Here is a 12,143-nt window from a genome sequence, read left to right on the forward strand (position 1 = left end):
GAATAAAAATGGAAGAAAAACAAAAAAATGAAATACGAAAACAAGTTTTTGAACTAAGAGAAAAAATTAACGAATGAGATAAAGCATATTATGATTTAGATAATCCGTCTGTTCCCGATTCAGTTTACGATATTGAATTTAATAAATTAAAAAAATTAGAAGAGCAATATGCTCACTATTTTTCTTATGATGAACTAAAATCATCACCAACACAAAAAATCAACTCATCTGCTTCAAATATTTTTAAAAAAGTTCGACATGATAGTCCAATGCTTTCATTGAATAAAGCTTATTCAATTGATGAAATTAAAAAGTTCATTGATAACATTGCCAAGATTACTGATCAATATAGTTTTTTTATCGAACCTAAGATTGATGGTATTTCAATTTCCATCAAATATAGAAATGGCAAATTATTTCAAGCTCTTACTCGTGGTGATGGAAAAATTGGAGAAGATGTAACTGAAAATGTTCTGCAAATTAAAGATGTTCCTAAAACTATTAATTATCCTAATGATTTAGAAGTTAGAGGAGAGATATATTTATCGCTTGAAGAATTTAATAATCTAAATAAAGAATTAGATTCAAAAGGAAAAGCAAAATTAGCAAATCCCAGAAATGCTGCCGCAGGAACATTGAGACAATTAAATTCACAAATTGTTAAAGAAAGAAATTTATCAGCATTTTTATACTATGTAGTTAATCCAACTCAACATCAAATTGAGACTATGGAGCAATCATTTCATTTTTTAAATTCGTTAGGATTTATGGTTTCAAAAGAAGTCAAACACATCACTAGCATTCAAGAAATTGAAAAGTATATTAATGAATTTAAGAATATTAAACAATTATTGAATTATGAAACTGATGGCATCGTTATTAAATTAAACGAGATAAAATATTATAACAAATTAGGATCAACATCAAAATTTCCACATTCAGCAATAGCTTTTAAATATGAACCAGACACAGCAATAACAATTCTTAAAAAAATATTTATAACAACGGGTAGAACTGGATTAATCACCTATAATGCTCTACTTGAGCCAGTTGAATTATCAGGATCATTAGTTAGCTATGCAACACTCAATAATTTTCAATACATTGACGATTTAAATTTAAATGAAAATGATTTAGTTTATGTCAAAAAAGCTGGCGAAATTATTCCATGTATTATTGGCCTAGCTTCGAAAAAAAATAAGGATAATAATTCTAAATTTAGTAAATTTTTATTCTGTTCATATTGTAATTCACCTTTACAAGATTCAAATTCACAACTTGAACAATTCTGTGTCAATCCAAAATGTCCAGAAATAAATCGGAGAAAGTTAATTCACTTTTGCTCAAAGGAAGCAATGGATATTGCTTCATTAGGAGAAAAAAATATTGAACTTCTTATTGATAATAAACTACTATCAACACCACCAGATATTTATAAGCTTAAAAACTTTAAAGATGAATTAGTTAAATTAGAAAGATTAGGAAATAAATCAGTACTAAAAATTCTTGATGCCATCGAAGAAACTAAAAACAAATCACTAGAAAAGTTAATTTTTGCGTTGTCAATTAAACTAATAGGTGCTAAGGTTGCAAAACTAATAGCATCTGAAGTAAAAGAATTCAACAAATTTGTTACTTTTAATTTTTCGGATTTAATGAAATATAATGAAATTGGAGAAAAAGTTACTAATTCGATTATCGAATGAGTTAAAAATGAAGATAATATTAAACTTGTCAATGATTTACTGAATGAAGGTCTTAATTTAAAATATATAAATTATGCTAAGAATACCAAATTTCAGAATTGTTCATTTGTCATAACTGGTGTTCTTTCAAAACCAAGATCTTATTTTGAAGATTTAATTATTACTAATGGTGGAATTTTAAAAAATTCAATATCATCTAAAACAACTTATTTACTGGCGGGTCACGACGGAGGATCAAAGCTTTCAAAAGCCAATAGCCTAGGAGTAAAAATAATTAACGAAAATGAATTTAATGAACTAATGAGAGATTAAATGCTTTCATTTTTTTATTAACAATTTTAGCTCATAAATTTCATAAAAAACAAAACTCAAAATAATAGCCAAGAATGGTAGTTTTATCACATTAATCATATAAACTCCTCTATGAATAAAATTGATGAATGCTTCTAGAAATATAAAATAATAATAAGTTAAATAATTAGTTCATCAAAAAAATAGTGAAAAGCAATACGAAATAATAGCGATAGGTAAAAATAAAAGTTGATAAATAAAACCAAGTATGTTAATTCGATCATTAATTGAAATACTAATTAAAGTTGAAAAAATGTATGCCACAAAAAGAATTAATAAATTTTTTAGTCATTCTCGTTTAATAAAGGTAAAAAGTTCAATAGAAATGAATATGATCATGGTAATTCCATATGATAAAATAAAAGCAAAACTAAAAATGTTTGATATATTAAACAATGTTGTAATTAAAGCGGTCATTGATAATATTGCTAGATTTGAAATTTTATTTTTCAAATAAAGTTTATTTATTGAGTATATAAAAATAAATATAAAAGCCCTAGTAGCACTAATGGGAAAATTAAGAATAATTAAATAAATTAATAGTAAAAAAATCGCAATAAAATAAGAAATTCGATGTTTTTTCATTACATAATTTATTGTTAGAAAAATTAACCCAAAATGAAATCCACTAACTGTAAAATAATGAAAAATATTCAGCTCTTTTAATTTCATTATTGTTGGATCTTTTCCGTCGTACACATTCAATAAAATTAGAAATAAATATTTTTTAACAATGGAATGATGATATCCAAAGTTAATTATCGGAATTTTTTCAATTACATAATTATTTTTGTCAATAATTAGTTGTAGAAATGTTCCTTGACTTAAATTAAAGGAACTTAAATTTTTTATAAGTGATATTTTTCCATCAACAAAAATTTTATATTTGAAAAAAGCATCATTTTTTATTCGAATGTTATTTATTAATAGTTTTAAATTCTTATATTTCGCAATTATTGAATTATCAAAAATTCTAATAATGTTTATTTTCGCATTAATTTTGACATTATCATAAGAGTTTATAATTCACTTGAAAGCTAAAAAAGCAATTGAAAATAACAACATAAATCAAAATAATAAAATTCAATATCTTCAATTGAGAATATTGATAGCTGATATAAAAATAATTAATGCAATGAAAATCGGTAAATTAATTTTTCACAATAACAGTAGAAATACTAATGCTGCGATCGTGGCTGAAATAAAGGAATTTATAAAAGAATATTGTTTTGCAAAATTTTTAATGTTTTTTCTCCTATACCATTGATTTTTGCCAATTCTTGTCAGGTAGTTTTATAATCATTTTCCTCTAAATGACTAATAATTAATACCGCAATTTTCTTTCTAATTCCTAAATTAATAAAATCTGAAGCATTTTTAAAATACTTAAGTTCTTTTTTTACATTTCTAAATTCTTTAATAAATATTTTTTGATTATCTTTTAATTTTTCTTGACGATTTACATTATTTAAATTAGCTCCAAATTTTAATTTGCTTTTAATTAAAAGGTCATTTATCGTTGCTCCAAATTTTAATGAATAATCACCAGGATATAAAACAGCGCCATCTATTCTCACGGTAATATATTTTGATTCGTTATCATTATTTGAATTTTCTTTTAGTTTGCTCTTAGCAAAAAAATTGCTATGAATTGCTATAGAAGATAACACAATTAGTGATGATATAACGAAACCAACTGATATAAAAATTATTTTTTTGCCTTTTTTCATAATATTTCCTTTTTCATATTATGAATTACTATTAAATTTAAATTTGATTTTTAAGAAAAATATAATAAAAAAATAATAATTAATTTTTTGAAAATACAGTGTTCAAAAGCATATGAATAAATTAAAAATCACAACCTTGTTTAATTGTGATTTTTTCTAACATAATTTTACTCACTAACTGGATTAGCGTTGTGTCATATTTCTTGAATATCTTCATCATCTTCTAAATCATCAACGAAATTTTCAATTTGATTAAATTTTTCTTCTGGTACATCAATTTTAGAATTAGCTAAATAAGTAACTTCTGCTGTAAGATAATTTTCAATTTTGAAATTTTCATCAACGGCTTGTTTAACTTTTTGAAAATTAGATGGATCAGTTATTATAGTATAAACATTATCCTCATTGACAAAATCTGATGCTCCAGCTTCTAAAACAGTCATCATAACTTCTTCTTCATTTGCTAATTCATTTGAAAATTCAATTAAACCTTTTTGATCGAAAACATATGGAATGGTTCCTTGTTTTCCTAATTGGCCATTATGTTTATTAAAATAGTGTTTGATGTTTGATGATAGCCGATTAAAGTTATCAGTTAAACAACTTACTAAAAAATTAACACCGCCAAATGCTGTTCCTGAATATAAATAACCTTGAAAATTGGCACCTTCTTTTGAGCCACCGGCAACTTTCGAAATTGCTTTTTCAATATTTGATTTGGGCATACTTTTAGCTTTTGCCTTAGCAATTGCTAATTTTAGACTTGGATTAGAGTCCGGGTCTGGTCCTCCGATTGTAGCAGCAACAATAATTTCTTTTGAAAATTTTTGAAAAAGTTTGCTTCGTTTAGCATCCATTGCCGCCTTGTGATTTTTTGTTGTCGCTCATTTTGAGTGTCCTGACATATTATTCTCCTAATAAATTTGCTGTTGTAAATAATTAATGTTTATTATATCAAAAAAATAATCGAGTATATTTAAGAATTGATTATAATAAGGTATATGTATTTAATTAAAGGAAATGAAAATTATTTTATTAAGCTCGAAATTAATAAGATAATTGAAAAACTAAAAAAAGAACATAATGATTTAGAAATTTATAATTTTTATCAATTAATTAATTTAGAAGAATTATCTGATGCGATTTTTAATTCTGATATGTTCAACACTCCAAAAGTAATCATTATTGAAAATGCCGATTTTTTCAATAATAAAATTAAAACAAACCCCAATGAAATTAATGAATTTTTATCACTTATCAAAAATCAAGTTGAAGATTGTACAATTATATTTACTCAAGACATTCAAAAATATGATAAAAATTTTGCGCCATCAAATACGTTTAAAGCTATTGAAAAAGAAGCAACCGTCATTGAAGCTAATAAAATTCCTGATAGAGATTTAGCGGCATATATTAAAAAAATGGTTTTAGCTAAAAAAGGCACAATTGACGAATTTGCTTTATCACAATTTTTAGTAATGGTTCCAAATGATATGAGTTTAATTAGTAGTGAAATTGATAAGTTATTACTTCAAAACAATCATATTACTGAGACAATGATAATCAATAGTAGTGTTGCTTCATCAACAAATATTGATTTTTCATTTACAGATGCCATTTTAAAACAACTACCACCACATATTATTATGTTACATTACAATGAACAATTAAACTATGGCATTTCTCCAACACAAATAATTTCGCAAATTGCTAATATTTTAGTTACAGCCAAAAACATAGCTATCTTTAGATCAAACCATTTTACTCAAGAAGAAATTTCAACAGAGCTAAATATGCACATTTATAGAGTAAAATTATTTCAAGATTTCATTAATAAATTTACAACTACAAAATTGAATTTTTTAATTCAGGAACTTGCTAAATTAGAATTAGAAATCAAAAAAGGTAATACAGATGAAATACTGGCATTAAAATGATTTATGTTAAATCTAATTAAATAAAGGGAGATATTATGCTACAAAATGCAACACCACGAATATTATTATATGAAATTAAACTAGAAACTTTTTGTGATAGCAATGGAAGTAATTTCGGAGATTTTAATGGACTTCTATCAAAAAAAGAGTATTTGAAAAGTCTAAATATCAATGTTTTGGCAATTAACGATATTCTTAGTCAGTATCAAAATAAATTCGAATTACAAGAAATAAAAAAGCGCTATGGTTCAGTTTCGAATTTTGTATCATGTGTAAATCAATTTCGCGAAATTGATATTGAAATTGCTCCAATAATAGATATTAGTAAAATTAAACAATCATACATCAATTTAAATAATATGTTAGATTTGTATGAATTAAGCAATGATAATAACAATACTAAAAAATTAACATCGCTAGATACATATTTGATTAATGATAATGATAAAAACACAAGCCTTGACGCTCTGTCAAATTTAATTAAATATCTTACTAAAGTAGTTAGTTTCTATGCACAATGTAAGGTGAAGACAATTATAATTTCCAATTTTGATTTTTTAATTGATGAAAACAATTTGGATGAAGCAAATAAATTTCAATTTTTACAAGATGTGTATCGAATCATTAAAAGAATTAATGTTGATATCACCGTTATTCTAAAGAACTCCTATTTTAAAAAACCAATTTTTAAAAAAATGCTAAATTTAGAAAAACAATGTTTTGATTATCTATATCTAAATTTTTTAGCAAATAATCAACTAACTAATAATTTTAAAAAAGCAAAACTCCAAAAATTTAATTTTAAAATTTTTTTAAAAGAATATAAACCATTTACTGATGATAAACGAATAATTCTAACATTGGGGGCAGATCATGTTGGAAGAATAAATTCACGATGAGGTAATGAACTCGGATATATTTATGAGGCGGCAAAAACTTTTTTAATGATAATGTTTGCTGCTCATAATTCAGTGGGAATATATTATGGCGATGAGTTAGGAATTTTACGAGCCAAAATTAGAAAAACCTATGATTTCAATAATGAAAATTACAATGAAGAAAAAAGATTTTATCAAGCTAATAATATATCAAATGAAGAATATTTTAAGGCACAAGCATTTCAAAATAAATGAAGTTCTTATACTTGAATGCCTTGAAACGAAATGAGTGGTATTAGTAGATCAAATGAAAATAAAAACAGCTTGATTTTAAGTCCAATAAAATTAAATATTACCAATGTTGATTATCAGCTAAAAACTCAAAGCAGCCCATTGATTTTTTTAAAAGAGTTATATGAGTTTATTTTTAAGTCAAATGACTCTAAACTATTAGGAGATTCAACAATTGCAATCTCTTCACATAGAAAAGGAATTATAAAAATTCAACACCGCTTGAGTGATAATAAAATCATTATGTTTGTTATAAATTTAACAGCTAAACACTTAACGTTTAGAAATAATGATGAATATAAAATAATTTTAAGTACATATCATGACAAATTTTATTCATCAGTTCCTAATAATCTATGTCCATTCGAAAGTCTTATATTAATTAAAGAAAATGAAATTATTAGTTAATTTAATTTGAGTTGCTAGTGTTTATTAATTATATTTTTGTTTTCAAAATTAATAATATATAATTTAATTCTAGTATGTAAGGAGTAATATGAATAATTTTTTAGCAAAATTTGCTGAATCTTCAGAAGTAAAACCTTCTGGAGGCATTGGTAATACAGTTTTATATGTATTGCTAGGAATTCTTCTTAGTTTTCTAATTGCCTACATTATTTGAAAAGTAATAAAAGGAAAAATATATAAGAAAAAAGCTGAAAAAGTTGAACAAATAAAGGCCAAAAAGATTTTATCTCTATATTATGAATATATTTTGAGTTTTCAGGAGATTATTATATTCACTCAAAATGAATTAGACAAATTCATGAAAGGTGATTCTAACCGGAAAATGGGAGAAATTAAAAATGGTTCAAAAAAATTATTACAGAAATTAATTAACCGTGAAGATTTCTCAACCTCTTTTTTAGAAAAGAATGAATATAAAGCTTTTATAAATAATGTAGATAGTCTTAACTTAGTGCAATGTAATTTGTGAGCTAAAAAAATCCCCGAAACTTTGGAGTTTTTTAAACAGCAATACGAATCAGTGCCTGAGGGAAATAAGAAATCAGAATATCTAGATCTGGTTAGAAAATCAATTATGGAGAAATATTATGAATAAAAATGTAAGTGATTCAAAATCACAAACAAAAAAAATAAAATCAAAATTTGGTATCGCAAACTGATTAACTGTAACGCGAATGTTAATCATGATTCCCTTTATTTGTATTTTATCAGCTTCATCAGCCTTAATTTTGAGTGGTGGAGGAAGCTTTGCTTATTCAGGAATAAAAATAATTTCTGAAAATAAACATGCGGTGTCGCTTTCGATTATGTATTGACTTAACGTCGGATTATTTATTGCAGCTATGATTACCGATTTTGTCGATGGATATTATGCTCGGAAAACTAAAACCGTTTCCACTTTTGGAAAAGTTTTTGATCCAATTGCTGATAAAATAGCTACAGTTTTAATGATGATATTTTTATCAATAGCAAATTATAGTTATCTTCCAATTGTAGTTTTATTTATCATAAGAGACATAATGGTAGATGGTTCAAGATTATATGCTGCTAAAAAAGATATTAAAATCGCCGCTAATTGATGAGGAAAAGCTAAAACTATTGTTGTTTCTTTATCATTAATTATCATAGCTTTTGCCGGCCCTTGATTATACGGTTATGAAATAAGCAAAGAAGATAACAATAAATACTTAAAATTCTATGCTAATATTCCATTAATTTTAGGTTTGATTGTTGCCTGAGTTAGTGGAATAATCTATATGTCAAAATATTTAAAAGGAATTAAAAATTCATTAAATGAAAATGCTAATTCATCTTCTAAATTAAACATGACTAATCAACAAAATACAAATGATACAGTTAGACCGCTAAATGAAAGCAGTAAAAAACCTGAAATTGAAGAAATTAAATCAAGTAAGCCAATTAATAATCAAAACAATACTAAAGATAATAAAGAATCAAAATCTGGTGAAGATATTGCTGATGACCCATTTTTTGATTAAAATAAGATTTTTATGTATTAACAAACAATAAAACAAAAAACATTTATAATATTCAATATACTTAATTGAAGATATTGATAGGAGGTGCATATATGCCAAGAGAAGGATTAACCTTAAGATGTGAAACTTGTAAAATGGAAAACTATATAACAAAGAAAAACAAGAAATTGCATCCTGATAAAATGGAAGTAACAAAATACTGCTCAAAATGTAATTCACACACTGCTCATAAAGAGAAAAAATAATTTAAAGAGGTAAAAATGTTAAAAACAAAATTAGAAAATATTTTTAAAGAAACAAAGGTGAACGCAATTATTTCTAGCTCTCCGCAAACTCGTTTATGATATTCAAATGTTCAAACTTCAGATGGATATCTAATAATTGAACCTGAAAAAGCTTATCTTTTTGTTGATGGTAGATATATTGAATATGTAACCAAGAACGCAAAAAATGTTGAGGTTCATTTATTAGAAGGAGACAGTTTTAAAACTTTTTTAGCAAAGAAAAATTATGCAAAAATTGGTGTAGAAAAAGAATATGCAACTCTTGAAACTTTAGATTATTTAGAATCAATTTTACCTAAAGCAAAACAAATTTCAATAACAGCACAAGAAATGAGAATTGTAAAGGATGAAGAAGAAATAGAAAAAATTAAAGAAGCTTGTTTAATTTCTTTACAAGCCTTTGAAGAGCTTAAAAAAGTATTAGTAGAAGGAATGACTGAACTTGAAGTTTCAAATAAATTAGGATATCTAATGAGATTATTTGGAGCTGAAAAAGAAAGTTTTGACACTATTGTTGCTTTTGGTTCAAATGCTGCTGAGCCTCATCATCACCCTACAAATCGTAAATTAAATGATGGTGATATTGTTAAAGTTGATTTTGGTGCCCAATTCAAAGGATTTGCTAGTGATATAACTAGAACATTCTTCTTTGGAAAACCAAAAGAAAAAGAATTAGTTGAAATTCTTGAAATTGTAACAGAAGCTCAAAAATTAGGAATTGAAGCTGTTAAGCCTGGTATTCAAGCTAATGAAATTGATAAAATTTGTAGAGATTTCATTGATAACAAAGGATATGGTAAATTATTTATCCATTCAACTGGCCACGGTGTTGGAATTGATGTTCACGAAATGCCAGGTGTAGGTCGAAAAGTTGAAAGCATTATACTAGAAGAAGGTATGATTATCACAGTTGAACCTGGAATTTACATCGAAGGTCTAGGCGGTGTTAGAATGGAAGACACAATTCTAGTAACTAGCGATGGCCATAAAATTTTGAGTAGCTTAGAGTAATAAAATATAACTATAAAAATATCTTTTATCATGGGATATTTTTTTATTATTTGATTAATATAGCATTATAATTTATGTAATTACTTTTTACAAAAGTAATCAATAGAACAAAAATGGAGGAGTATTATGAATAAAATATACTTAGCAGGTGGATGTTTTTGAGGAATGGAAGCATATTTTTCAAAAATTAAAGGAGTAATTAGTACAAGAGTGGGATATGCAAATGGCATTACCACCGAAACTAGTTACTATCAAATTAAAAATACCGATCATGCTGAAACTGTAGAAATAGAATACAACCCTAATGTTATTAACCTAGCAGAAATTTTAGAAAGATTTTTACTATTAGTTGATCCTTATTCAATTAATAAACAAGGAAATGATATTGGAAGACAATATCGTACAGGAATTTATTATGTTGATGACTATAGTAGAAAATGTGCGCTATTAACATTAGAAATCTATGAAAAAAATCACAATGGTAAAAAAACTGTAATAGAAGTTGAAGAATTAAGTAATTTCATTCAAGCTGAAGAAAGTCACCAAAAATATTTAGAAAAACACCCTGGTGGATATTGTCACATTAACTTAAGCAATTTATCTATGCCACTTTCTAAATTTAAAAAACTTCAACTAAATGAAATTGAAAATATGGAATTAGATGAACTTTCAAGAAGTGTAATGTTAGAAAAAGCTACAGAAAGACCATTTACTTCAAAATTAAATGACGAAAAAGCAATTGGTTTATTTGTTGATAAAATTAGTAAAGAAGCATTATTTATTAGTGATGATAAATTTGATTCAGGTTGTGGTTGACCTTCATTTACCAAAGGAATTACCACAGATTCAATTAGCTACAATCAAGATCTCTCACACAACATGAATCGTATTGAAACTACATCAAGAATTCAAGATTCACATTTAGGCCATGTATTTGAAGATGGACCTAAATTACGTGGTGGATTAAGATATTGTATTAATGGAGCAGCACTAAACTTTATTCCTGTTGAAAAATTAAAAAATAGTGTTTACGAAAATTATCTTCCATACTTTAAATCAGAAGTTGAAAAACACCAATAAAAAAATTCTTACCTTAAAAGCGGTAAGATTTTTTAAAATAACTTTTCTTGTTGTTCAGTTGCATTAATTAATTTAATGTCATCTAACAGCATTTCAATTTCTTGTTTATAAATTGGTTTATTATCAACATAAGGAGTTTCAAGAATAATTGGGATATTTTGAAAATCTTTATCAAACACAAATTTTTTAAGTGTATTTAATCCAATAAAACCCTTGTTCAAATTAGCGTGACGGTCTTTTTTAGCTCCAAGTTCATTTAAAGAATCATTTAAATGAATTACTTTTATATACTTTAAATAATCATGAGCGACTAAATAAGATTTAAAATCGTCATAATTTTTGATATTGTACCCTGCATCTCAAACATGGCATGTATCAAGACAAATAGCAACACGTTCACTATTTACTTGTTTGATTATATAATCTATTTCTTCAAACGAAGAACATACTTGTGAACCCTTACCAGCCATGGTTTCAAGGCAGATAATAACATCATCTGTTGCCGCTATTATTTCATTTAAACTTTTAACTAAAGTTTCTAGAGCATCTTTTTTTGAATACTCTGTTGAAGAGCCGGGATGCAAAACTAAATATTTTGCTTTAATTGTGTTCATTCTTTTAATTTCGCTAATCAAAAAATCAATTGCGAATTTGTGCTTTGCCGGACTTGCTGGGTTAACAATATATGGAGCGTGAACAACAATATTTTCCGATGGAATTACTGATGAATATTTTTGCAGGTATTTATCATAGTTATACTGCGAAGGATCAACTCTCAAAGTAGTTTGTGGAGGCCCTAAATAAATCATCATTGCATTAGCACCGTTTTCTAAACTTTCTTCAATAGCACCAATTAGATAATCAGGTTTTTTAAAAGAAATATGGCTACCTAGTTTAATCATATTATT

12 protein-coding genes are annotated in these 12,143 nt (G+C 25.9%); 8 read left to right on the top strand and 4 right to left on the bottom strand.

The annotated features are described in order from the left end of the window. Positions 1–8: 8 nt before the first annotated feature. On the top strand, positions 9–2,018 hold the full coding sequence (ligA, locus tag DA803_RS01100) for an NAD-dependent DNA ligase LigA (RefSeq protein ID WP_114190800.1): 2,010 nt from the start codon (positions 9–11) through the stop codon (positions 2,016–2,018). On the opposite strand, the gene DA803_RS06080 is transcribed toward ligA, so the two are convergent. From DA803_RS06080 to DA803_RS01115, 3 genes are all read right to left on the bottom strand, one after another. Next, positions 2,004–3,344 (bottom strand): MAG0480 family ComEC-like protein, encoded by a 1,341-nt coding sequence (locus tag DA803_RS06080; RefSeq protein WP_371845394.1) that lies wholly within the window; start codon positions 3,342–3,344, stop codon positions 2,004–2,006. The genes ligA and DA803_RS06080 overlap by 15 nt on opposite strands. Further along, the gene (locus tag DA803_RS01110; protein ID WP_114190802.1) at positions 3,269–3,787 is read right to left on the bottom strand and encodes an MAG0490 family ComEA-like DNA-binding protein; all 519 of its coding nucleotides are present in this window, start codon (positions 3,785–3,787) and stop codon (positions 3,269–3,271) included. The genes DA803_RS06080 and DA803_RS01110 overlap by 76 nt, the downstream gene beginning before the upstream one ends. Before the next feature lie 167 nt (positions 3,788–3,954). Beyond that, positions 3,955–4,692, bottom strand: coding sequence for a YebC/PmpR family DNA-binding transcriptional regulator (locus DA803_RS01115; protein ID WP_114190803.1), 738 nt, complete (start codon positions 4,690–4,692; stop codon positions 3,955–3,957). 96 nt (positions 4,693–4,788) lie between these two features. On the opposite strand from DA803_RS01115, the gene holA reads away from it, so the two are divergent. From holA to msrB, 7 genes are all read left to right on the top strand, one after another. Further along, positions 4,789–5,748: a DNA polymerase III subunit delta gene (holA, locus tag DA803_RS01120; RefSeq protein WP_114190804.1), complete on the top strand. Its 960-nt coding sequence runs from the start codon at positions 4,789–4,791 to the stop codon at positions 5,746–5,748. 11 nt (positions 5,749–5,759) lie between these two features. Continuing rightward, complete coding sequence (locus tag DA803_RS06085; protein WP_114190805.1) at positions 5,760–7,301, top strand: alpha-amylase family glycosyl hydrolase; 1,542 nt, start codon at positions 5,760–5,762, stop codon at positions 7,299–7,301. 88 nt (positions 7,302–7,389) lie between these two features. Next, positions 7,390–7,956, top strand: a complete 567-nt coding sequence (locus DA803_RS06090; RefSeq protein WP_114190806.1) for an MHJ_0274 family protein — start codon at positions 7,390–7,392, stop codon at positions 7,954–7,956. Next, positions 7,949–8,860 carry a CDP-diacylglycerol--glycerol-3-phosphate 3-phosphatidyltransferase gene (gene pgsA, locus DA803_RS06095; protein ID WP_114190807.1) on the top strand — a complete coding sequence of 304 codons (912 nt, stop codon included), beginning with the start codon at positions 7,949–7,951 and terminating at the stop codon, positions 8,858–8,860. The genes DA803_RS06090 and pgsA overlap by 8 nt, the downstream gene beginning before the upstream one ends. A 92-nt stretch (positions 8,861–8,952) precedes the next feature. Beyond that, complete coding sequence (gene rpmG / locus DA803_RS01140) at positions 8,953–9,105, top strand: 50S ribosomal protein L33 (protein WP_114190808.1); 153 nt, start codon at positions 8,953–8,955, stop codon at positions 9,103–9,105. A 15-nt stretch (positions 9,106–9,120) separates the two neighbouring features. Further along, entirely contained in the window at positions 9,121–10,155 is a 1,035-nt protein-coding gene (locus tag DA803_RS01145) for an aminopeptidase P family protein (RefSeq protein WP_114190809.1), read from the top strand. A gap of 126 nt (positions 10,156–10,281) precedes the next feature. Further along, a complete protein-coding gene (gene msrB / locus DA803_RS01150) occupies positions 10,282–11,235 on the top strand; it encodes a peptide-methionine (R)-S-oxide reductase MsrB (RefSeq protein WP_114190810.1) in 954 nt (317 codons plus the stop codon). A gap of 32 nt (positions 11,236–11,267) precedes the next feature. Here msrB and DA803_RS01155 read toward each other — a convergent pair whose 3' ends face one another. Beyond that, entirely contained in the window at positions 11,268–12,137 is an 870-nt protein-coding gene (locus DA803_RS01155; RefSeq protein WP_114190811.1) for a deoxyribonuclease IV, read from the bottom strand. Positions 12,138–12,143: the final 6 nt, after the last annotated feature.

Source organism: [Mycoplasma] phocae (assembly GCF_003332325.1).
Taxonomy (GTDB): domain Bacteria; phylum Bacillota_I; class Bacilli_A; order Mycoplasmatales; family Metamycoplasmataceae; genus Metamycoplasma; species Metamycoplasma phocae.